This window comes from Paenibacillus amylolyticus (assembly GCF_001570725.1).
Classification (GTDB): domain Bacteria; phylum Bacillota; class Bacilli; order Paenibacillales; family Paenibacillaceae; genus Paenibacillus; species Paenibacillus amylolyticus_A.
This window is the reverse complement of record NZ_BCNV01000001.1, coordinates 1,702,269-1,726,549: the sequence shown is the minus strand read 5'-3', so window position 1 is coordinate 1,726,549 and position 24,281 is coordinate 1,702,269. Positions and strand designations below refer to the sequence as shown.

Annotated in this window: 19 protein-coding genes; 4 read left to right on the top strand and 15 right to left on the bottom strand. The window is 46.3% G+C overall.

The window, feature by feature from the left end; translation table 11 throughout:
* Positions 1-88: 88 nt before the first annotated feature.
* The 3 genes from PAHA3_RS07770 to PAHA3_RS07760 all read right to left on the bottom strand — a co-directional run bounded on the left by PAHA3_RS07770 (position 89) and on the right by PAHA3_RS07760 (position 5,789).
* Complete coding sequence (locus PAHA3_RS07770) at positions 89-979, bottom strand: carbohydrate ABC transporter permease (RefSeq protein ID WP_062834211.1); 891 nt, start codon at positions 977-979, stop codon at positions 89-91.
* Positions 980-994: 15 nt separating this feature from the next.
* Positions 995-1,900, bottom strand: a complete 906-nt coding sequence (locus tag PAHA3_RS07765) for an ABC transporter permease (protein ID WP_047842804.1) — start codon at positions 1,898-1,900, stop codon at positions 995-997.
* 148 nt (positions 1,901-2,048) lie between these two features.
* Positions 2,049-5,789 carry an alpha-L-arabinofuranosidase C-terminal domain-containing protein gene (locus tag PAHA3_RS07760; protein ID WP_062834210.1) on the bottom strand — a complete coding sequence of 1,247 codons (3,741 nt, stop codon included), beginning with the start codon at positions 5,787-5,789 and terminating at the stop codon, positions 2,049-2,051.
* A gap of 391 nt (positions 5,790-6,180) precedes the next feature.
* Here PAHA3_RS07760 and PAHA3_RS07755 point away from each other — a divergent pair, with 391 nt between their 5' ends.
* Positions 6,181-8,598 carry a family 43 glycosylhydrolase gene (locus tag PAHA3_RS07755; protein ID WP_062834209.1) on the top strand — a complete coding sequence of 806 codons (2,418 nt, stop codon included), beginning with the start codon at positions 6,181-6,183 and terminating at the stop codon, positions 8,596-8,598.
* Between the two features lie 201 nt (positions 8,599-8,799).
* Here PAHA3_RS07755 and PAHA3_RS07750 read toward each other — a convergent pair whose 3' ends face one another.
* A complete protein-coding gene (locus tag PAHA3_RS07750) occupies positions 8,800-9,354 on the bottom strand; it encodes a helix-turn-helix domain-containing protein (RefSeq protein WP_062834208.1) in 555 nt (184 codons plus the stop codon).
* Positions 9,355-9,483: 129 nt separating this feature from the next.
* On the opposite strand from PAHA3_RS07750, the gene PAHA3_RS07745 reads away from it, so the two are divergent.
* Positions 9,484-10,065 (top strand): LysE family transporter, encoded by a 582-nt coding sequence (locus PAHA3_RS07745; RefSeq protein ID WP_062834207.1) that lies wholly within the window; start codon positions 9,484-9,486, stop codon positions 10,063-10,065.
* 51 nt (positions 10,066-10,116) lie between these two features.
* On the opposite strand, the gene PAHA3_RS07740 is transcribed toward PAHA3_RS07745, so the two are convergent.
* On the bottom strand, positions 10,117-11,094 hold the full coding sequence (locus PAHA3_RS07740) for an MBL fold metallo-hydrolase (protein WP_062834206.1): 978 nt from the start codon (positions 11,092-11,094) through the stop codon (positions 10,117-10,119).
* Between the two features lie 200 nt (positions 11,095-11,294).
* Between PAHA3_RS07740 and PAHA3_RS07735 the strand changes: the two genes are divergently transcribed.
* A complete protein-coding gene (locus tag PAHA3_RS07735; protein WP_062834205.1) occupies positions 11,295-12,272 on the top strand; it encodes an alpha/beta hydrolase in 978 nt (325 codons plus the stop codon).
* Between the two features lie 52 nt (positions 12,273-12,324).
* Here PAHA3_RS07735 and PAHA3_RS07730 read toward each other — a convergent pair whose 3' ends face one another.
* The 3 genes from PAHA3_RS07730 to PAHA3_RS07720 all read right to left on the bottom strand — a co-directional run bounded on the left by PAHA3_RS07730 (position 12,325) and on the right by PAHA3_RS07720 (position 15,408).
* Positions 12,325-12,972 (bottom strand): hypothetical protein, encoded by a 648-nt coding sequence (locus PAHA3_RS07730; protein ID WP_062834204.1) that lies wholly within the window; start codon positions 12,970-12,972, stop codon positions 12,325-12,327.
* A gap of 298 nt (positions 12,973-13,270) precedes the next feature.
* The gene (locus PAHA3_RS07725; RefSeq protein WP_062836013.1) at positions 13,271-14,752 is read right to left on the bottom strand and encodes a DHA2 family efflux MFS transporter permease subunit; all 1,482 of its coding nucleotides are present in this window, start codon (positions 14,750-14,752) and stop codon (positions 13,271-13,273) included.
* Positions 14,753-14,820: 68 nt separating this feature from the next.
* On the bottom strand, positions 14,821-15,408 hold the full coding sequence (locus tag PAHA3_RS07720) for a TetR/AcrR family transcriptional regulator (RefSeq protein WP_062834203.1): 588 nt from the start codon (positions 15,406-15,408) through the stop codon (positions 14,821-14,823).
* Between the two features lie 274 nt (positions 15,409-15,682).
* Between PAHA3_RS07720 and PAHA3_RS07715 the strand changes: the two genes are divergently transcribed.
* Positions 15,683-16,600 (top strand): LysR family transcriptional regulator, encoded by a 918-nt coding sequence (locus PAHA3_RS07715; protein ID WP_062834202.1) that lies wholly within the window; start codon positions 15,683-15,685, stop codon positions 16,598-16,600.
* A 39-nt stretch (positions 16,601-16,639) separates the two neighbouring features.
* Here the strand turns inward: PAHA3_RS07715 and PAHA3_RS07710 are convergent, their stop codons facing one another.
* The 7 genes from PAHA3_RS07710 to PAHA3_RS07680 are packed head-to-tail and all read right to left on the bottom strand — an operon-like array spanning position 16,640 to position 24,271.
* Positions 16,640-17,404, bottom strand: a complete 765-nt coding sequence (locus PAHA3_RS07710) for an SDR family NAD(P)-dependent oxidoreductase (protein ID WP_062834201.1) — start codon at positions 17,402-17,404, stop codon at positions 16,640-16,642.
* Between the two features lie 22 nt (positions 17,405-17,426).
* Positions 17,427-19,139, bottom strand: a complete 1,713-nt coding sequence (locus tag PAHA3_RS07705) for a M28 family metallopeptidase (protein WP_062834200.1) — start codon at positions 19,137-19,139, stop codon at positions 17,427-17,429.
* Entirely contained in the window at positions 19,126-20,379 is a 1,254-nt protein-coding gene (locus tag PAHA3_RS07700; protein ID WP_062834199.1) for a M20 metallopeptidase family protein, read from the bottom strand. Before PAHA3_RS07700 ends, PAHA3_RS07705 begins: the two co-directional genes overlap by 14 nt.
* A gap of 35 nt (positions 20,380-20,414) precedes the next feature.
* Complete coding sequence (locus tag PAHA3_RS07695; RefSeq protein WP_062834198.1) at positions 20,415-21,404, bottom strand: ABC transporter ATP-binding protein; 990 nt, start codon at positions 21,402-21,404, stop codon at positions 20,415-20,417.
* Positions 21,382-22,398 carry an ABC transporter ATP-binding protein gene (locus tag PAHA3_RS07690; RefSeq protein ID WP_062834197.1) on the bottom strand — a complete coding sequence of 339 codons (1,017 nt, stop codon included), beginning with the start codon at positions 22,396-22,398 and terminating at the stop codon, positions 21,382-21,384. Before PAHA3_RS07690 ends, PAHA3_RS07695 begins: the two co-directional genes overlap by 23 nt.
* Positions 22,376-23,299 (bottom strand): ABC transporter permease, encoded by a 924-nt coding sequence (locus PAHA3_RS07685; protein WP_235599477.1) that lies wholly within the window; start codon positions 23,297-23,299, stop codon positions 22,376-22,378. Before PAHA3_RS07685 ends, PAHA3_RS07690 begins: the two co-directional genes overlap by 23 nt.
* A 21-nt stretch (positions 23,300-23,320) precedes the next feature.
* A complete protein-coding gene (locus tag PAHA3_RS07680) occupies positions 23,321-24,271 on the bottom strand; it encodes an ABC transporter permease (protein ID WP_062834196.1) in 951 nt (316 codons plus the stop codon).
* Between the last annotated feature and the right edge of the window lie 10 nt (positions 24,272-24,281).

Below are 24,281 nucleotides of genomic sequence, written 5' to 3'. Positions count from 1 at the left end.
TCCCTCCTCCTCTCCTCACTCTCTTAAATTGCAAAAAAGGAGCCAGAAATCGGCTCCTTCCTCCCAACGGTTTTTCCTCCTATCGATCTTATCCCTTTACACTGCCGACAACAAGCCCATGGACGAAATACCGCTGCAGGAACGGATACACGAGCAGGATCGGAATAACGGACAAAAAGATCTGGGAAGCTTGAGTCGTTCTATCCGATACCTGACTTAAGAGCGTCGCATCCTCCAGCGTCATCATCTCGCTCTGGATCATCGTCACCTGCTGTAACATGGACTGAAGATACGTAGCGAGCGGATAGCCTTCCGGACTCTTCATGTAGATCATGCCATCGAACCAGGCGTTCCAGTGTCCTACCATGGCGAACAACGTAATGGTTGCGATACTTGGTAGAGAGATCGGAAGATAAATGCTCCATAGTGTGCGAAAATGTCCTGCCCCATCCATCCAGGAGGCTTCTTCAAGCTCCTTCGGCAAACCTCTGAAGAAGTTGAGCATAAGAAGCACATTAAAGATCGGAACGGCACCCGGCAGAATCAGAGCCCAGATGGAATCCAACAGCCCCGCTTCCTTAACCACCAGATAACCCGGGATCAATCCTCCACTGAACAGCATGGTGAATACAAAAATCCAGGCATAGAACGTTCTTGAACGGAATTTCGCCGCCTCTTTGGAGAGCGGATAAGCTACCAGAATCGTAAAGATCAGATTGGTCGTAACCCCCAGAACTACACGAAGAAGGCTGGTTCCGAATGAGTTCAGGAATTGCTGATTTTCCAGAATGTATTGATAGGAGGACAATGTGAAATCTACAGGCCAGAATGTGACACTGCCCGCCTTGACCGCATCACTCGAACTAAAGGAAATCGCTAATATATTCACAATCGGGAACAGGCATAACAAGGCAAGAATCGTCAGGATGACGTAGTTAAACCCTAGGAACCACCGATAGGCTCTTGAAGCGTGGTGCATGATTCTGCCTCCTTTCTAGAATATCCGATAATTCGCAAACCGATAGGCCAAGAAATAACCAAGTCCGATAAAAATGAAGGAAACGACAGATTTGATTAGACCCAACGCTGTCGATACAGAATACTGTGCATCCTGCAATCCGATCCGGTAGATCATCGTATCCAGAATATCTCCTGATTCATATACCAATGGATTATAGAGGTTGAACACTTGGTCAAAGCCACCGTTAAGTACGTTACCCAGACTAAGCGTTACCATCAAAATTACGATCGGGCGAATGCCTGGCAGTGTAATATGCCATGTCTGTTTCCATCTTCCTGCACCATCCATAACAGAGGCCTCATACAGAGACTTATCAATATTAGTTAGGGCAGCGAGATAGATAATCGTACCAAATCCGAATTCTTTCCATTGATCTGTAATAACAAGTATGTAAGGGAACCACTCATTACTGGCCAGAAATTGAATCGGGTCAATCCCCACGGCTTTCAACAACATATTAACGATCCCCGTGCTTGGAGATAACACATCCACGATGATTCCCGCCAGAATAACCCATGAGAAAAAGTGAGGCATATAGATTACGGTCTGAATCGTTCGTTTAAAACCTGTCTTGCGAACCTCATTGAGCAATAAGGCTACAAGTACCGGAATCACCAAGCCGGAAACAATTTTCATCGTCGATATAAATACCGTATTCCATACAACCTGCGAGAACCCCGGCAGATCGAACAGGTACCTGAAATTGTCCAAACCCACCCAATTCATATTTTTGAATCCGGCAATGGGAGAGAAATTCTGAAAAGCAATAGAAAGTCCCGCCATCGGAATGTAACCGAATACAATAATAATGAGCAGTCCAGGCAGAATCATGAGATGAAGCGGAACATTTCGGATAAATTGTTTGTAGTTGGAACGCATAAGCTGACTCCTCCTTCAACATTTATTATAGGAGCAGCCAGATCACTGCAATAGTGTGGGCTATTTACTTTGGGTATCTTTTGTTGACTCTCTCCCCTGGAACGCCAAAAAACCGCGATATCCGCGGTCTCTTGTTCACGCTATAGATTTAATTCAGGATTTCCATCACCAATACATTCACTGAATGAGCAGCTAAATTAACCACCACCGATGTATCGGACAGTGTGATCTCCTGTTCTTGGGGAATCACTTTTTCATCATTCTTCTGATTCACATTTGGCATATGCACCAAATGATCTTCTCCAGTAAGCGTGATCAGTCTGGCTGAAGCATCAACCTTCAGATCCTGAAGGCTAATCCGGGTTGATTTATCCACACTATCTGCATTGACCAGTTTCACATATACATGCCCTGCGTCTTTCGTAACAGAGTGGAATACTTCCCGGTTGTAAGCTTCCAGCTTGTAATCCAGAATCTTGCTGGTATTGCGACCGTCTGTATAGGAGCAGATCAGATTCTTTCCTGTATCCCCACCATAGTTAACCGTGATGGTATAATTGGTCCCATTCTCCAGTGGTTGATAGTTGGCCGCTCTCAGGTTACCTGCTGCCGAACTGGATGAATAATCTCCCAAGGTGTAACCTTCGATCCCTTGTTTGTACACCTTCACTCCCGTGGCATTTCCACCGTAGCTGATTGCGTACTCAATGACATCCTTATTCTCGGGCGTGATATCCATCAGTCCCACACCGATGTAAAAACCATCCTCACCCGAGATTCGTTTAGCCTCAACGCTCACTTTGTAGTTGCTCCATTCGTCATTCAGCAGGTACAATCCGTTCAATCCACTTGTTTGTGCGCTCAAGATGAGCCCTTTCCCTGCGATTAACGTGTATCCTTCCGATCCAGGAATCTGTCTCCATGACTCACTAGGCTCTGTACGTTCCCTGAAATCTTCATCAAACATCATACTGCCATCCTCATTGGATGTCACAGTGACTCGTTTCACTACGATGTCTGCATGACCTGTTGCAATTTCGATACCGCCACGCGGAATGAGATTCAACGGTTTGCCTTTGCTATAGGTAGAGAATGAAGTCTCAAGCACCTGATCTCCTACATGTTTTGCAAAAAGCTGCTGTACATAATAATTCGGTGTATACCACACGGTTTCATCATCAAACCAGATGCAGTCCGGCGTCCAGCGGTAGGTACCGTCCGTCAGTACTTTGTTGAACAATGGCGCATAGGCAGCCAAACGAACAACGTCCGCATTATTTTCAAATCCAGTCATGATCGCAGCTTCTGCAACTGCACCTGCCAGCGTATTTTTGTCCGTGGAAGCATATTCTCCCACAAATACTTTGGATGTTTCTTTCCAATCGATACTTCCATCTTCAAGATAAGCCCGGTCATAATAGTTGTACCGATCTGCGTTGTTCAGCAGATATTCATTGGATCGATAGTAGTGCTCATCTGCGATAGTATCCATGTAATTGTCCTGATTCTCATACCAGGTTACCGTCTCCTCAATCACCTCTGTGCCATCTGCAAAAGCAACCTGAGCTGATCCGGTCAGATTTCCGCTGAGGAATTTCCATCCTTCCTGGTACGCATCATCATCCGCCTGAGCACCAACCGTCGAGATAATGTGCAGTTCATGATCAGGATAGTTCCGTTTCATGTAGTCATCTATCGAACGTTTGAATACTTCGAAGTTGGCAAAAAATTCAGTGCCCCAGTTCTCATTGCCTACGCCCAGATAACGAAGATCAAACGGTTCAGGATGTCCCATCTGGCTTCGTACCGCCGCCCATTCATTGTGTTCAAAGTCTGTACTGAGCGCAAAGTCGATCAGGTCTGTAAAGTTCCTGATATAATAATCCCGCAAAGCACCACCCGCAGGGTGAGCATAATCCGAGCGTGCCTGACATAACACACCGCAAGCCATGACTGGAACCGGAGCGGCATTCAGATCTTCCGCCAGTTGGAAGTACTCCATATAGCCAAGCCCCATCGTCATCATGTAACCCCAGACATTATAATTCTCTTTGCGGAGCTCAACCGGACCCACAGAATCCTTCCAGTCATATACGTTATCCCAGATGAAAGATCCCTCCGAGATGCATCCTCCCGGAAAACGCAGGAACTTCGGATGCAGATCTGCGAGTGCTTGGATTAGATCTTTTCTCAATCGATAGTTCGGATTACCTGTATAGTTGGCATGTGCTGTAACCGATATTCCTTCTTCTGCCGGATCAGCTCCCCATACATTCTGAGGGACTAAGGACACCATATCGATGGAGATTTCACCTTCAAACGTAAGTGCCAGTTGACCAAGTACGGTCTCGGTTCCAGTCAGAAGCAAAGCGTATTTCTTCCATGTGTTCCCGCCTTCAACATGTAGCGTTACCGAATCACTGATGGAAGTGTCACTTCCATTCTGTAATTGAACGGTGATCATTCCTGCCGATTCTGCTTTTGCCCATACGGTAAAGTCATACGATTCACCCTGTTTGATGGACATGGCACAATGCTGGTTGGAGTCTGAGAATCCGCGATTTCGAATCGTTGCCCCATCCTGAACCGTTACATAATAAGCATTGACTTCAGGGTCTTCCACGTTAAAGTGAACGTTCAGTCCATCCGTATGCTGTACGAGCATTTTCTCCGTATCGCCTGACCAAGCAAACAAAGGTTCACGGTTTCGCCCTGTCGAACAACCACATTCTCCAGAGTCATGGGAGTACGTATCGAATGCAAAGGATTCAAATGATCGATTTTGAACAAGCTCTGCATAGATTCCGCCATCTGCCGCGTTATTAATATCCTCGTAGAAAAGCCCATACATGACTTCACTGATGTCTGCCACCTTCTGATCCCCATGAATGGTGACCGTATAAGGCGGGAGATGCGCCGGCACAACAGACACGTCAAAGCTTTGGCTCAGCTTACGATCTCCTCTGTTCAGAAGCGCACGGAGCGTAACCTCTTGTGCAGATGTGATTGCCTGAACCTCTCCGTTCTCGGACAAAACTTCCGGCTTACTGGAACTCCATTCAACAGACACTTTACCACCCAGCAAGTCTGCAGGTAATGATACATCCTTGGTGATAATTCGGTTGGGGAAAGACAAGTACTTGTCTGCCGCAAGCTTCACAATCGCTTCATCTGTCAGTGACTCACACATCACTTCAATGACTTCATCCATGGTAAGTGCTGCCCCATAGATCCGAAAGTCAGATAACGAACCTGCAAAATCCACATCCGCTGCATACTGGGAACGTCCGATATAATTCTGGCTATAATTCTCAGGATCGGTGAACGAATCAAACCATTCGCGCAATTTGGCATAATTGCCACTGGATGTCTGACTAATGGAACCGTCTGCGGCCTTCTCCCCATTCACATATACAATCGGCCCCGCACTGCTCAACGTTCCCCCTTGGCTGCCTGCCACAGAGAGTGCAATATGCAACCATTCTCCAGTTGCAACTCCTCGACTTGGGTGAACAACCAGATTATCGCCGGCATATAACGTACCCAGGAGCTGACGCGTCAGAAACATATACGGCCCCTTCTCGCCTTTGCCAAAGTCAAAAATGCGTTCCCACACATTGGACCCTTTGCCGAGAAATACCCAAGTTGCAATAGTAATTCCCGTGTTATCGCTTACATCACGAAGCAGATCCGACGGTAATTGCAGATAAGAAGTTCCATTCGATCCCCCGTTGAAAGTTACCGCCGATCTTCCTTTTAACTCGGATATGACAGGGGGTAACTCGCCTTTTGCCAAACTATCATGTCCGTTCCCGGAGCTGTCTTTCCCAATCTGAACAGCATCTTCGAACGTGTATTGTGCGATTAATTGGTTTTGATATGTGGTCATGTTCTTACCTCCTATGTAGTTTGGAATTGTCGTTACAGAATACTCGCCTTTAATTCGTATAAGTATAAAATGATTAATAAATAGTTAAATACCTAATCTAAACGTAATAATATCCCATCACATAACCTAATTTCAATCCTAAATTTGAGAAAGACAACTGGTTTATTTGAATGTAATAAGCCTCACGAGCTCTTTCCGGCTCTCTTCATTTATTTATTTTAGTCTTATAAACATTACATTTATGGTTTACAAACATATAAACCAATTGATAATATAACAAATGAAAGCGCTTGATATAATAAAATACTCAAAGGAGGTCTGCCGAACCTTATATCGTGTGTTGCCAAGTATCGGGTTATTTTCATTCCGGGAATTAGGAAAGGGGAAACGTATGAAACGTTATTGGGTACGCGTACTTAACATTTCTGTACTAAGCACCACTTTACTTACTGCAACAACTTTGGCACCGGTCTCGGTGTTCGCAAATGGTTCAGGGGCAACCGTGGGTAATTCGCAGACTTCCATCACACCTATCGCAAATCCTGCTCCATCATTCAAAAATGTTTCCGTTCATGACCCTTCTGTCATTAAGGTGGATGATACGTTTTATATTTTTGGATCACACCTGCAAGTGGCCAAGTCCAAAGATTTTCTGAACTGGGATCTCGTCGCCTCTGGTGTTACGGATAACAACCCTGTTGTCCCCAATGTAACCAAGGAATTTGCTGAAGCCCTGGAATGGGCACAGACGGATACGTTATGGGCGGCAGATGTCATTCAGCTCGCGGACGGCAAATTTTATATGTACTACAATGCTTGTAAAGGGGATTCTCCCCGATCAGCCCTCGGAATTGCTGTCGCAGATAACATCGAAGGACCTTATAAGGATCAGGGCATTCTGTTGAAATCTGGCATGTGGGATCAGATCAGTGAGGATGGTACCATTTACGATGCAACGATTCATCCCAATGTGGTCGATCCAGATGTCTTTTATGATAAGAACGGCAAGTTATGGATGGTGTATGGCTCGTATTCCGGAGGGATTTTCATTCTGGAGATGGATGAGACGACTGGCAAACCGCTGCCAAATCAAGGTTATGGCAAGAAGCTCACAGGTGGCAACCATAGTCGTATTGAAGCCCCATACATGCTCTACAGTCCAGAAACCGATTATTATTATCTGTACCTGTCTTACGGCGGGCTAGGTGCTGATGGAGGATATAACATTCGTGTAGCCCGCTCCCAAACACCGGATGGACCTTTCCTCGATGCGGAAGGAAACGATATGATCAACGTTAAAGCGGACAAGGATAAACCGTTGTTTGATGATCGTTCTATCGAGCCTTTTGGAGTCAAATTGATGGGGAACTTCCTGTTCGAGAGACAGATCGGTGATCCAGGCACAGGCCTAGGTAGTGGCTATGTTTCGCCAGGACATAACTCTGCTTATGTTGATCCGGAGACTGGCAAACAATTTCTCATCTTCCATACTCGCTTTCCAGGGCGTGGCGAAGAACATGAAGTTCGCGTACATGAGATGCATATGAATGCAGATGGGTGGCCCGTTGTTTCTCCCTATCGCTATGCGGCTTTGGGAGAGGATACAACGCAACTGACAACTCAGGATATTGCTGGTCAGTACCAATGGGTGAATCATGGTAAGGACATCACGGCGGACATCAAGCCATCCCAGACGGTTCAGTTCACGGCAGATGGGCAGATTCATGGTGCTGTGACAGGAACATGGAGTCTTGGCGCAGACAACAAGGTTCAGATCACATCGAATAACGTTGTCTACAAAGGCGTTTTCACGCATGAATGGAACTCGGAATCTCAAAGTACGGTTCTGACCTTTAGCGCCCTCTCCTCCTCAGGGGTAGCCATCTGGGGAAGTCAAGGTGTTGAACGGAGCGATCAAGACATTGTAGATGCGGTGAAAAAGGATCTGAGCATTAGCAATACGGATCATGTGTTCTTCAACCTATCTCTGCCTACTAAGGGAACAAGTGATGCAGAGATTACGTGGAAAAGCTCCAACACTTCGGCTCTATCCGCTACAGGTGTAGTGCAGCGACCGCGCGCTGGTAAGGGTGATGCCAAAGTAAAATTAACCGCAACGATTCGTAAAGGAACTGCGGCAAGCTCCAAAACGTTTAACGTTATCATTCCACAGCAAGCGATAAGCCCGTTGCTCGGGGAGTATACTTTTGAGCACAAGAAACTTGCCAAAGTCGCACAGGATTCCAGTAAAAATGAATATCACGGACAAGCTTTTAACGTGGTCAGTTCTGCTGCTGGTGGCAAAAATCAGGCTGCCACATTTAACGGGACAGACAGTTTCATCCAATTACCTGGCCTCGTTACAGATACAACGGATTTCACGTTTAGCGCTTGGGTCAATTGGGACGGCGGCGGGTCCTGGCAGCGTATTTTCGACTTTGGAAATGGCTTGACGAGGCATATGTTCCTTACTCCCTCCCAGCATAATGGAGCGCTACAATTCACCATTCATAATGAGGGTCGGGATCAGAGTCTGATTGCTGCAAATCCACTGCCTTCCAAAGCTTGGGTTCATGTGGCTGTAACCCTTCAGGGTGATGTAGGTACTCTGTATGTGAATGGTACATCGGTTGCAAGCAGCTCTGAGATCACCTTTAACCCGAAAGATCTGCAGGTAACGGAAGCTTATGTAGGCAAGAGTCGTTATGCGGCTGATCCGTTCTACAAAGGCAGTCTGGATAATGTAAGAGTGTATGACAAAGCATTAACAGCCAAAGAAATCCAGCGTCAGGCCAAAGAAAAGCCTTAAGTCAGAGTCATATCATAGGCGCTGAGCCCCATAAGTACACACATCAATAAAGCAGCCAATGTATCGAACTGCACCCCATTTGTTAGAGATAACGAACAGCGGTGTTGCAGTTCATTACATCAGGCTGCTTTATTGTCATTCCTTTCATGTATGCATTCATTCGTTCATCGTTGGTTACTTTCAGAGATGGATCTTTGCTTCTCACTTCGGATAATGAATGACCATGTTGAATTTGCTCTCCTTAGCACAGGAGTTAACATAGGCATGAGGCTTGTCCGCTCCAAAACGAATTGACTCCCCTTGGTTCACCGTATATTCTTCTGTGCCTACCCGAATCGTAACTTTCCCTTCAAAAACAGTAATAAATTCTTCCGTACCTTCGATATGCGGTTCAGCTTTCAACTCAGACTTGGGGTCCATCTCCATCATATATATTTCAAAACGACGACCCTCTTCAAAAGAAAAATAAGGATAAATCCGAACTCTTCCCCCATCCTCCATCAATACCTGAATATCATCGACCGTTACAACGGTAGCATCTGACTTCGGCTCGTGGATCAAAGCAGTAAAGGAAATCTTCAAGCCGTTGGCAATCTTCCATACGGTTGCAATCGATGGGTTGGATTCGCCACGTTCAATCTGACCAAGCATCGTTTTGCTAATACCAGACATTTCGGCAACTTTGTCCAGACTCAGCTTTCTTTGTTCCCGAAGCTGTTTCAGGTTCTGCGCAAGAATACTATTAATGTTTTTCAAAATCCATCCTCCTCATTTTATAATTGTATTGTGCTTTATAACGCACATATTGTACAATGATAAAGTTCGTACGTTATAGCGTACATTTCAGGACATTATATCATACAACTAAGAAAACGTGGAGGACACATGAACATCATACCTTTAGTGACATACGCAATCATTGCTTCATTTACACCTGGACCCAACAACATCATTTCCATGACGCATGCAAGAAATCAGGGGTTCCGAAACACCCTTCCGTTTATCAGTGGAGTTGCAGCCGGCTGCCTGCTTATTATGTTTTTGTCCAGTTATTTCAACCTTATTCTTCATCAATACATCCCGAGGATTACACCCATCTTGAACCTTTTGGGATGTGTGTACATGCTCTATCTGGCGTTCAAAATCATGCGAAGTAAACCTGCAGATGCACAAGAAAACAAGTTTAATCATTATTCATTTCTATTCGGCTTCACCCTGCAATTCATCAATCCCAAAGTCATTCTGTATGGGCTTACTGCCATATCCGTTTTTGTTCTGCCTCTTGGACAATCCCATATTCAATTGATCGCATTCTCCTTGCTGCTCACCTTCATCGGTATTAGTGCCAATATGACCTGGGCGTTCGGTGGCATGTTATTCCAGAGCTTTCTATTAAAATTCGAGCGTCCTGTTAATATCGTAATGGGTATGTTGTTAATTTACAGTGCTCTATCAATCCTGATATAAAAGGCAACAGAAAAAGCGTCCACTCATTCAATGAGCTGAACGCTTTTATTTTTATCCTAATTCCGGTCTCCACCACGGATGTATAGGATAATTCTCCGTATGAAGAACAACCTTCTCGCCGATTTTGGGTGTTGCAATCTTAACGTTCAAGGCATGTGCAGCCTTCGTAATTCGTTCAACCGGTTCATTCCAGGCATGATAGGCCAACGTAAATGCTGCCCAATGAATTGGAATGAGTAGCTTACCCCTTACGTCCAAATGCGCTTGCACTGTTTCTTCTGGCATCATGTGAATGTTGGACCAACGCTCGTCATATTGCCCACATTCCATCAACGTTAGGTCAAATGGACCGTATTTATTGCCAATTTCTTTGAAATGAGGACCGTATCCGCTGTCGCCACTAAAGAACACTTTCGTATGTTGTCCAGCAATAACCCACGAACACCATAAGGTAGAATTGCGGTCGAATAATCCTCTGCCTGAGAAATGTCGCGCTGGCGTGCAAGCGAATGTTAAACCTTTGAACGATAACTCATCCCACCAGTTATGCTCGGTAATCTGTTCCGAAGGCACACCCAGTTGAATCAGTCGACGACGGACCCCAAGCGGCACGATAAAACGCTTTGTTTTATCCTTCAATCTGCGAATGGAGTCATAGTCGAGATGATCATAATGGTCATGCGATATAATGATTGCATCCAGAGCCGGGAAATCCTCGGGTTGAATCGGTAGATTCGTGCTGTAACGCTTGGTACCCACCCAGGATACAGGGGATGGACGATTGCCTAGCATCGGATCAAAGAGTAACCTGTGACCTTCGATTTCTAGCAAAAATGCCGAATGTCCGAACCATGTAACCTGTGGGTTATCCGATGCATTGAAGGATTCAGCAGGTTCACATATCTCCATAGGCATTACGCCCACCGGCCTCCGCTCTACATTGCCACGCATGGAATCTCTCAATATACTGATCAGAGACTTGAAGCTCATGCCGGCCGATGTCGGGATCTGATTTTCATATTTTGTCATTGTGCATACCTTCTGTTCTATATAATCAATCTGTGATTCAACATTAGAAAAATATCTATTCATATCGTAGCTTTATATTAATTCATTGGCCGTTGATATTCAATTTTCGGTTAATTAAGATAGAATTAAGGCTCAGTTTTCTCTCCTATAAGATTGGGCATATATGATAGAGAAAATACATGGAGAGTATGTGAGAGAACATGAAGAAATGGCGTAAAAGATTAGTTAAGTTTTTGATATTTGACCTCGCGTTAATTATTTTACTTTTCGGTACAGGCGTGATCTACCAACAAGTGGGTTTAAGACAGGATGCCAAAACACTCGTACCTCCTGGAAAGCTCTACGAAGTACACGGAGACAATATGCATTTATATACCGGTGGAGAAGGCGATGTAACGGTAGTACTTGCCTCCGGCTGGGGTACCGCTAATCCCTATGTAGATTATTATCCCCTATATGAGAAGCTTGCTCCTAACACAAAATTTGCTGTATATGATCGATTTGGCTATGGTTATAGCGATCGAACCGATAAGAAACGTGATGTCGATACCGTGGCAGAGGAATTACACGAGTTGTTAGAGGTATCTGGACAGAAGCCACCTTATGTTTTAGTTGGACATTCTCTCGGCTCGCTGGAAACCATCCGTTTCGCACAGAAGTACCCGGATCTCGTGAAAGGTATCGTCATGATTGATGGTGGAAGTCCCGAATATTATGCGAATGACGATGACTCCTTGGCAGATACAATTGGTGGTTTCGCGAATAAATTCCGTATCCAAACCGGACTGTTCCGCCTCTCCATGCAATCTGACTTGGTTGTCGAGACATCCAATGCCAGTCGCAATGAACTGAAACTTGTACCCGATGATCTGAAAAAACTGGATACAACTGCGTTGTTGTACAACTACGGTAATGCTAACACGTTGGATGAATTACGTGAAATAGCTACCAACGCCAAAGTGGTCGTAGATCACAAGCAAACCTTGCCGTTTCCGCTAACTATACTGACGGCTGATTACTTAGGTGCCAGTGAACCCGAATGGGATAAAACTCAAACAGAATTCAAATCTTGGTCTAATGAATCGAAACAGATAACCATTAAAGATACTGATCATTACATCCATCAATATCGCCCGGATCTCGTTGCGGATGAAATATTAGCCTTGGTGAAGAAGTAACTTGAAAGAAACCCCAAAGAATCTCGAACTCTTTGGGGTTTTGGCTATGAATTTATTGTGCTATCGCCAGTCTTGGCCGTTGGGATCTGAAATCGCTGAAGGCCTGTTCGATCTCTGATGACGTCAACTGGTGACGATAGAAATATTGCTCCATCGCCTCCATTTCGATGCGATCCCCATTGTAGATGTTATCAATTTTCCGAATGACCTGGTTATACAAACTTTCACGTCTGGATTTCACAGGTTCACACAACCAAAAGTCTGTTCTTTTCACATCACCTGTCTCCGTCCATAGTAAATTCTCATATCGGATGACATCCCAGTCCCAATATCCAGCATAAATCTGCTGAAGTTCCGTCGTAAACATATCGTATATCAAGTTGGGAGGAATGTGTCCATATGTCTCACGGTACTGTTTCAGATTGAATGCTTCAATCCATTCTGTCAGGGTGTACTCTCCTGGTGAATACGCATACAATTTAGGTGCATACGGATGACTTTGCAGTGACCTAAGAGCCTCATTTTCCATTTCCCCATCCAATTTTGCACGCGAAGCGTATACTTTGAGACAATAATCCTGCAATCTGTATACAACCGAGCTATTGCTAATAAGCGAAGCCTGTATAGTTAAATGGTGATTTTTTTCGTAGTGCAACAGCATCTTTTCGATGTTATTGCCAATGGAATTGATGATTATCATAACGTTGTCTCCTTGAGTAAAGATAAAATATAAACCGTTTTCGAATTGGTTCAAAATTGCACTATTACATCCTATATTACCCTTTTATATTAGTATGAACATATACAATCTTGCCGGAACATGAAGTATTTGCTCTGAAATTCATTCGTTGAACCACCGTATTCCAGCTATATTCCTACTCTAATGGCTGAAACCCGTTTCACGTCAACATAAAAAAAATAAATAATAATACACAAAAAAGCGATGCGTCCTTGGTTTAAGGAACGCATCGCTCTTGATATTGCGTTTTTTATAATAATTAGTGCATTGGGCCTTGTTGTCCAGCTTGTGCTCCAACTTTGACCCGTTTCACAAACAGTGAAATGATCAGTCCGATCACGGCAAGAACCAGTGCAAAGACAAACGCGTTTTGTACACCTGACGTGAAACCTGCCAACTGATTCTCAGGGCTCTCCGGGTCCGTCACATTGCTCAAGAAGCGAGTCTGTCCTGCACTCAATATACTTACCGCAACAGCTGTACCAATAGCTCCGGATACCTGTTGAAGTGTATTCATGATCGCAGTTCCGTGAGGATAGAACTCAGGTGGTAATTGATTTAGACCGTTCGTTTGTGCAGGCATCATAATCATCGAAATACCGATCATCATGAACACGTGCAACGTAATGATCATGCCCAGGGAAGTTGTCGCTTCGATGCCCGTGTACAAGAACAAGACAACGGATACGATAGCCATCCCAATAATAACAAGCCATTTTGGACCAAACTTGTCGAACAGACGTCCCATAATCGGAGACAAGAATCCATTCAGCAAGCTACCTGGCAATAGAACCAGGCCTGCTGTCAAAGCTGTAACCGCCATACCTTGTTGCAAGTACATTGGCAGAATCAACATCGAAGACAGCATCATCATCATACAGATGAAGATCAGGATCAGACCAACCGTAAACATTGGATATCGGAATGCACGCAGATCCATCATCGGCTGCTTCATTCTCAATTGACGGATACTGAATAACAGTAAGGACAACACACCAATAACGAGAGTGGCAACAACGACAGGGCTCGTCCAGCCTCCGCCAGTTTCCCCATGTCCTCCTGCGCTACTGAACCCGTATACAATACCACCAAATCCGAGTGTGGACAGGATAATGGACAGTACATCAATTTTGGGCTTGGTCAATTTCGAAATATTCGGCAAGAACAACAAGCCACATACCAGTGAGATAATGAAGAACGGCAAGGAGATCCAGAAGATCCAGTGCCAGCTCAGGTTAGCCAGGATCAGACCGGAGATACTCGGACCACTTGCTGGCGCAAACATGATAACCAAACCGATCAATCCCATGGCAGCACCACGTTTTTCAATCGGGAAAATAACCAATATGGTGTTAAACATCAGTGGCAACAATAGTGCTGTACCTATCGCCTGCAGTACGCGTGCCACCAATAGAATTTCGAAACTAGGTGCAAGTGCAGCAACAAATGTTCCTGCAATCGAGAAAATCAGGGACGTTGTGAACAATTGTCTGGTTGTAAACCACTGCAACAGCATACCGGATACCGGTACCAGGATTCCCAATACAAGCAAATAACCTGTGGTTAACCATTGAATCGTTGTAGGACCTACTTCAAGCAGACCCATAAGTGGCGTCAAAGCCACGTTTAATGCCGTTTCTCCAAACAGACCAATAAAGCCGCTTAGCAGCATGGCGAACAAAATCGGAAATACCTTATATTGCTTTGTTTCTTCTTGATTCTGTGCAGAATCAGCCTTCATGGAAACCTCCACGATCCCATCCTCCTCAAACGTATCGAACTTTCTTTTTCTCTGTCTCTTGGTATAACTTATTGAATCTGTCTGGCATTCTTCGCCACAACCGACAAATAATCAGCAGCCGTCAGCAGAGGCTGTTTATCCTGATTCGTCAGGCTGATTATCAATGCGCCTTCCATCAAGGAAATGACCAGAAGTGCTGTCTCCCGCGCCTTCTCTTCACCAATGCCATCCAGAATCAGATGTTTCTTAATGACATCCTGCCAATCTGCAAATACCCCCTGACAGGCAACACGCAACTGCTGACTAATACATGAGGTCTCCACAGCTGCCCAGAAGCTGAATGGCAGAAATCCGGTAAAACCAGCTGCTTCTGTTTCATGAGCCAGATCATGAATAAATCTCTGAATGGCGTCCCCCGTGTTGTCATGGGCTGCAAAGGTTTGCTCAAATGTCTGCAAGATATGTTCATTGGCTTTTTGAATACACTCGTGCGCGAGCTCTTCTTTGCCGTGCGGGAAATAATGATATAAGGACCCTTTCGGCGTACTACTCTCCTTGATGATCTGATTCAGACCGGTCGCATGATATCCTTGTGAAAAAAACAGTCTCGCTGCTGTGCTGACAATGGACTCTCTAGCATTAGACTTTTCACTCAACGAAAGCCACTTCCTTCAAATAATTATAACAATCGGTCTATATAATTAAACCCGCTCAAATAGGTACTGTCAATCATTTTTATTTCAAATTTTAATGTAAACGTTAACACTTCAGGAGTAAGAAAATAAACCAAGCGACTGCGCATGGTCAGATCATCAAAATAATTAAATCCAATTGGAATAGTGTGTATTAATCATGCTATACTAATCGAGAAATTGTAAATCATTATTCAAAACATATATTTATAGAAAGGTGTTTGCCATGGAGATGCGAATGATTAAGACCTTTCAAACCATTGTAAAGCTTGGAAGCTTTCAGCAGGCCGCAGAAGCATTGCAGTATTCACAACCCGCCATCACACAACACATTCAGAAGCTTGAAGGTGATCTTGGTGTGAAATTAATTGACAGAGGAAAAAAGATTAAATTGACGGAAGCAGGGAAAATTTTTTACGCCAGAGCCGATCAGCTTCTTAAAGAATATGAGTACTTAACGAATACGATCTCGGACATCCAGCAAGGACAAGCCGGTTATGTGCGAATCGGAGTATCCGAGCCAACAGCGAGTCACAGACTTCCGGCGATTCTGTCTTCATTTGTGGAGAAAAATCCAAAGATCAGACTCAGCATCCGTATTGGGGACAGCAAGTTGCTAAATGAGCTGGTCGTGGATGAACAGCTTGACTTTGCCGTCTGCCCTTCTCCAGAAACCAGTCTGGATACCGAGTTTCAGCCTCTTCTTTTTGAACCCATGGCCTTATTGTTGTACAACACGCATCCATTCGCTCAAGCTACTGAAATACATTTGCAGGATCTCAAAGGACAACCGTTTCTGTTCACACCTCCGAATTGCCCGATTCGAATTCGAATTGAACAACTGTTGGCCGAGAAAATTGACAGTGATTATCAGGGTATCGAAATAAGTAATATCCGATCTCACAAATATTATGTACAAGCCAAATTGGGCATAACGATTGCTCCCATAGCTACGATCTCTCCTGCTATTCCGGGAACCGTTATCCAACCGATTGCCGATCTGAAGGTTGGCCCCATCGTGGGCGTTTTACGTAAACGAAATACTCCACTTGGTACTGCGAGCGAGAAGCTGATGCTGGATATTCGAGCCGCCCTACTCCAAAGTAACCTGTATGTTCCAGAGTTCGAGCTTCCTTCCAAGCTGGCATTGCCATAAATGACTTGCCAGCTGTAATCATAGTATAGGACTCATTCGCTACTTCAGTCTGCCTGCCGTGCGTCCGCCATCTACCGTCAGTATGCTGCCCGTTATAAATGAAGCCAGTTCCGAGGTTAGATACAAAATAGCTTGAGGAGCATCGTCGGGACCTGACGTCCGACCTAACGGTGTAATTTTAATCATATGTTCTGTATGTGCCTGTGTCATCACACTAACCTCACTGCCGGGTGCATATCCCGGTACAACGGCATTAACCCGAATGCGATATGGTGACAATTCCAGTGCGAAGGTTTTGGTGAGCATCTCAATCCCTACTTTGGAAACGGAATAATTCCCCATGCCAACACCGGCGGTGGAAGCTGCTCCGGAACTTATATTAATGAAGGAGCCTTCCACCCCGCTTACAATCATCTGATTGGCAAACTGCTGTGTGAGTAGAAACGGTGCTGCCAGATTCAGATCCATCGTATCATTCCAATCCTGAAGCGTCATGTTCATCAGCGTGCGATATGGGTATATCCCTGCATTATTGATCACAATATCTGGCGCATTCCATTGGTGTTCAACCACGTGAACCAATTCATTGACGGAGTGTTCGTCAACAAGGTTGGTCACATGCCAGTGCACCTCCACACCCTCCTGCTTCAGTTCATCCGCTACATCCCTTAAAGCGTCTTCTCGAATATCGGACAGATAAAGTTTCGCCCCTTCGACTGCATATGCTCTTGCAATCCAACGTCCAAATACACCTGCAGCCCCAGTAATGACTACCTTTTTACCAATAAATCTTCGTTCAGTCATGATGTTCTCTCCTTTATGCAATTCAGTTGGAATGGACATGCCTCTCGCTCTCGGTCACAAGAAGAATCGCCTGTTTAATCTCATGACCGATACGATTTACCTGACGTACAAGTGATGTTCTTAACCTGTAAAAGAATTCGCTGTCCACGGTGGCCGCAGCCAACTGTTCGGCTTCCGCAAGAGCGGGTACCAGCACTTGACTGCCTGCAAGATCATGATCATAACGGCAGCCTTGAACGTAGTTGATGGGAACAAGCCATCTGCTGAGTGCCAATATCGTTCGATTCACCTCTGAAACTGACGTATTCGGCAAGGAACCACGTTCAACTTGTTCATAGAAACGATCCGTAACAGCCTGAAGATGTTGTATCCTGCTTGTTATATGTGAAAAGTCTATATGCTCCCCGGCAAGCCCGGCGTAATAGCCGATTCTGTCCGATAACGTCTGAACAGCTGGTCTCTGATCAATGGGAATGATCGGAGAAAAAGCGGCATGGTAGACTGCTGCTGCATACACTTTGCAATCCCGTGCCAGAACATCTCCGTCAATTTTGTCCAACGTATCCTCCGTCGTATGCCACCACCAGCCAAACCAGCCTTCAGGCTGATAGGATAACCCCATGAAAGCCGACGGAAGTCCGGCACCCCAAAAGGACTGATCCCCCGACCTGCCAAAAGGCGAACCGCGGAAAGCCTCATCCGTTACAAACCTGATTGCCTGCTCACATAACCCCTTAGTCTCTGCCATGGTGTTCGCCGCAGCCAGATTACTGGCACCCTTAGCGCCCACAGAGTCAATATTGATATGGAGCACGCCATTCTCGTGCAGATCCTCCCAATGAAGATCACTGTATAACGCAGAACCCGCATATCTGCCATGGGAATGCCCGGACCAAAAAGCGAACCGAACAGAACGCCGCAGAGAATGACGGTGCAGAGATAGTACTCGTGCCACTTCCACCATGACTGCATTAGCGGAGCCGTTATCCATCGCACCATAATGCCAGGAATCCACATGTCCGCTGAAAAGTATAAAGGACTCAGGCTCCACCATGCCTTGTATCTCTGCAATCAGTGTAGGGATCTTGACCCAACCCGTTTTCACCTCGGCATGTAGCGTAATCTCTACCGAATCACCATCACGCGTGGATATCAGCGACTTAATCTGCTCCCCGTCAGCCTTATTGACCGAAAACACCGGAATGGCAGGATAACCATCATCCTCTGGTGTCGGATTCCCCCACACGGAAGAAACGATCATCTCATGCGTATACGCACCACTATTAATAAATATGATTGCCTTGGCACCCTGCTGCTGCAAACGGTGAATGGTTGTCCAATTCGCCAGTCCGTGCACGATCACCGCGCTGTTGATCCGCTGACCTTCCCTGGAGTTCTGGTCTTCCTGTTCCAGATCCAGGAATCTCAATTCCGTGTTCAATTGTTCCGCCTGGGCCGACATCGAATGTGTAATAGCCGTGAAAGAGATATCACCAACCCGGAGTTCTGCTCGGAGCGGGATACTGATATAGGCCTCGTTAAACGTAAGCTCCGTCGTCAGTCCGAAGCTCTCCAATTGTTCTTGAATATAACGAAATGCCCGCAGTTCTTCTTCTGATCCGGACAAACGAATCTCCTTAGCGATCTCTTTGTTGTAATCAAGTAGCAGATCACGATTGATTTCATGCAGAACGACATTCAATTCCGTTTGTTGCTGTAACTTAGCCATTTGCATTCGCCCTTTCCTCTTTGCCTGCCGCAACGCCTAATGCAATCCTTGATTCATCTTCACTGCTCTGGTTCAAATAATGAATGGCCGTTTCGCCAAGAACCGATATGCCTGTGACAATGGCTTGCTCATCAAAGATAATCGAATCACTGTGAAGAGGAAGCTGCGAGCGGGCATCTCCCTCTGCCACCGTTCCGAGCCGGAATATGGCTCCAGGCACATATTCAAGATAAGCGCCAAAATCTTCGGCACCCATGGATGGTTCCTTCAGATATACGACCGAATCCTTACCAATCACAGACTCCGCTGCATGTTCAATCACGTCGACTACGTGATCATCATTAATAACAGGAGAACCGCCGCGGTAATAGTCAAATATCGCTTGTCCACCAAAACCCTCCGCAATCGTCTCGATGAGACGCTTCATATATACTGGCACGGCTTCACGTGTCTCCGGATTGTGCGTACGGATCGTACCTCTGAGTTGAACTTCACCTGCGATAACGTTATAGGCATTGCTATTGCTTTGCAGCTTCGTGATCGAGATGACGGAAGAATCCAGTGGAGACAGGTTGCGGGATACGACCGTTTGCAGCGCAGTTATGATCTGGGCAGCAATAATAACCGGGTCAACCGTGCGGTGTGGATACGCAGCATGTCCCCCTTTTCCCGTCACCCGAATATCAAAAGCATCTGCCGCAGCCAGCATGGCTCCTTTCCGTAATCCAATCTTGCCTGCGGGCAAATCCGGCCATACATGCAGGGCAATAATCGCATCCAACTCAGGGCTCTGCAATACGCCTGCCTCAATCAGATCCGTAGCTCCTCCCCGTACTTCCTCCGCAGGCTGGAAAATAAATTTCACCGTTCCCTGAAGCTCATCTCTGTGCTCACTTAATGCCGCCGCGGTTCCGAGTAGAATCGCTGTATGCACATCGTGCCCGCAAGCGTGCATCACACCTTCGCGAGTGCTGGCATATGGCAATCCGGTCTTCTCCTCAATAGGCAGGGCATCCATATCAGCGCGAATGCCAATCGTTCTGCCATCACGTCCACCTTTCAGAAGCCCAACCACCCCTGTTCCACCTACACCCGTCTGTACTTCAAGGCCAGCCTCCGTTAAAAATTGGGCAACCAGTTTAGCCGTTTCAAACTCCTGGTTTCCAAGCTCCGGATTCTGGTGAATATGGCGGCGGAGCCGAATCGCCTCGTCCTTCCACTTTTCGGCTGTGATACGAAAACTCATCGTTGCATTCCTCCTCTTCCATGCTGAATTGACCACTATTCGTTATATAAATGACATTGCACTTCGCGCTCCGGTGTGACGAAGCGTTTCTGCGGAACGACCTGACGGCATGTCTCCATCACATAAGGACAACGGGTATGAAAAACACAGCCCGAGGGAGGATTAAGTGGAGAGGGAATCTCCCCGCTTAATACCACTCTCTCCCGCTTCACACGCGGATTCGGAATGGGTACCGCTGACAACAGGGATTTGGTATACGGATGGAGTGGATCGGCGAACAACGCTTCTGCGGGTCCCTGCTCAACCATTTCGCCCAAATACATTACGCCAATGCGATCGGCAATATGGCGTACCACGCTAAGGTCATGGGCAATAAACAAATAGGAAATTCCCAGCTCCTCCTGAACCTCTTCCAGTAAATTGATGACCTGTGATTGGATCGATACATCCAGCGCCGATACCGGTTCGTCACATATAATCAGCTTTGGCCCAAGGGCCAGCGCTTTGGCTATGCCCAACCGCTGGCGTTGACCGCCGGAAAATTCATGAGGAAAGCGCTCATAATGCTCTTCACTGAATCCGACTTTGCGCAGCAATGACAGGGCTGTCTCCATTCTGTCCCGTTTATTGCCCTTCTTATGGATTAATAGCGGTTCTTCAATTGAATATCCCACACGTTTGCGAGGGTCCAGCGAGGTATACGGGTCCTGGAAAACCATCTGCATATGTTGCCTGTAATTTCGCAATTCTTTTTTGTTTAATCCGAGAATGTCGGTACCCTCATAAAATGCTTCCCCGGACGTCGGTTCAACAAGTCTAAGAATAGAGCGACCAAGTGTACTCTTTCCACAACCGGACTCTCCTACTAAACCGAAGGTTTGCCCGGTATGGATGTCGAAGGACACACCATTGACTGCCTTGACTTGTCCCTTGGTTCGGCCAAAAGAAGATCGAACTGGGAAATGTTTGTTCAGATTGCTCACCTGTAATAGCGGCTTCGACTCAACCAATGATTTCGAGTTCATGTGTCTCCTCCTGAATCGTTGCTATTCCGGGATACCAGCAGCGTACCGAATGTTTCTCATCCACCTGCTTCAATGGAGGTGCTGCTCGCAGGCACTGTTCATCTGCATAAGCGCATCTGGGAGCAAACCTGCATCCCTCGGGAATCTGATGTAGCGCTGGAACCGTTCCCTCAATGACGTGCAGCTTGCTGTGCTGTTCACCATCTATTCGTGGAATGGATTTCATTAAACCTGATGTATAGGGATGCTTCGGATCGAAGAATAAATCGTCCACACTGGCCTCCTCCACGACTTGGCCTAGATACATAACAGCCACCCTTGTGCACGTCTCTGCGACGACACCCAGATCATGTGTGATCAGGATAACCCCCAGTCCCGTCTTCGATTGCAGACTCTCGATCAGTTCCAGAATCTGAGCCTGAATCGTTACGTCCAGCGCAGTCGTTGGTTCATCCGCGATCAGCAGTTTGGGATTACAGGCCAATGCCATGGCAATCATGACCCGTTGTCGCATACCACCTGAGATTTCATGTGGATGCTCATCTACCCTCTTTTCTGGTGAAGGAATTCCCGTCATTCGGAGCAGGTCTACCGCAGCAAGGCGTGCCTGCTTGCCATTCATGCCCTGATGCAGCTTCAAGCTCTCGGCAATTTGTTTACCGATGGTCTGTACCGGATTCAGGGAAGACATGGGGTCTTGAAAGATCATGGACAGTTCATTGCCACGAATGCGTTCCATTTGTCTTTTCGATAAGCTTAAAAGATCGGTTCCCTCGTAGAGGACTTCACCGGAGTAATCCACGTAGTCTTCATCAAACAATCTGAGGATGGATTCGGCGGTTACGCTTTTTCCACAACCGGACTCGCCTACGATGCCGAGCGTCTCACCAGCAAGGACGTGGAAGGATACACCTTCCACCGGGTGAATCGTTCCCTTTTCGGTTGAAATGGATACTTTCAGATCCTTCACCTCAAGCAGCGGTTGTTTTCCCACGTCGTCTCCCCCTTTTCACCTTATTGGCATGCGGGTCGAGCAGATCTCTTAGACCATCACCGAACAGATTAAGCCCCAACACAACGAGTACCAGGAAAATGCCAGGAAAGACTGTCATCCACCAAGCGTTATAGATCACCGTTTTCCCGTCAAAGAGCATATTCCCAAGACTTGGGGACGGTGAAGGAATACCCGCACCAAGGAAACTTAACGAAGCTTCCGTCAGGATCGATACGGCAAATATAAAACTGGATTGGATAATAAGCGGGGACAGTGTATTGGGTGCCATATGAATCCAGATGATCCGCCAACTGCTGGCTCCCTGTGCATGCAACGCTTCAATATAAGTCAGCTCACGAATCACCAGCGCTTTGGAACGAATGATTCGTGCCATGGATGGAATGAAGATAATACTCAGGGCAATAATGACATTTCCCGGATTCGGACCAAGGGCAGCCATAATGGAAATGGCGAGCAGAATGGATGGAAAAGCAAACAAGCCATCACAGATACGCATAAATATGTGGTCCAGCACCGAGTAACTTGCAGATAACAGCCCCACAATCATACCGATCAATGACGCCACGGCCGTAACAGCGAAACCAACCACAACTGAAATACGCAACCCGTATACGGCCCGAGTGAATACGTCACGCCCAAAGTTATCTGTACCAAAAACATGCTGCCCGTTCGGACCTTTGAGGCGATTCACCGGATCAATCTGTAACGGGCCGTACGGCGTAATTAAGGGCCCAACGATGACTAGCAGAACAACAACCAACAAAATTCCCGCCCCTGTAGTTAACAAGGGATTATTCATAAAACGTCTGAATGCGATACGTCTGCTTTTCCTCTTCTTGTGAAGTCCTGACGGAGCGATGGTCGTTCCCGAATTGGTTATCAAGTGGTGTCCACCTCCCGTTTATTTCTTGCTTAATCGAACCCGTGGATCGACCAAACCGTACAACAAGTCAACAATCAGATTCACGAACACATAAGCCACCGTAACCAGCAGCACCGAACCCTGAATAACCGAATAATCTCTTCGACTAATCGAGTTCACGATGAGTTGCCCGACGCCCGGAATATTGAATAACGTTTCAATGACCGCAGCGCCTGTAACCAGCCCACCGAATGATTCCCCAATCACCGTTAGAATCGGGATAAACGCAACACGTAACGCATGCGTATACACAATCGTTTTTTCTTTGACTCCCTTGGCTTTCGCGGTCTTGATAAAATTGCCGGACATCACATCGAGAATGGACGATCTTGTCATTCGGGTAATGAGCGCTGCCTGAATGATGCCGAGCACGATGCCTGGTAACAGCAGGTATTTGATATGCTGCCACAGTCCCTCGCTAATCGGCTGATATCCTGCAACGGGTAGCCAGCGCAGCTTTACACTAAAGAACATGACTAACAGTGATCCCAGCAGAAAACTCGGAATTGATATACCAAGCATGGAGAATCCCATCACCGATTGATCCACGATCGTGCCTCTTCGCTTAACCGCTGTAATGCCAAGGAACAAGGCAAGAAAAACACCGATTACCTGTGCAATGATGGCGAGGGATAATGTTGGCGCCAACCGTTCAAAAAATGCTTCTGTCACAGGCTTGTCCAGAAAGATCGACTCCCCCAGATTCCCCGACAACAGCCCCAGCATCCAAATGCCAAATTGCTCATAGATGGGTCTGTCCAGCCCCAATTTGCTTCTTAACTCATCAATGTCGGCCTTTGTTGCCTCTTCCCCCAGCAGAATGGCAGCCGGATCACCCGGTGTGACATGAATGATGGAGAACACAACGATGGCGACGACGAACAAAACCGGAATCAAAGATAATAACCGCCGAACGATATATCCACCCATAAGAGGGCAC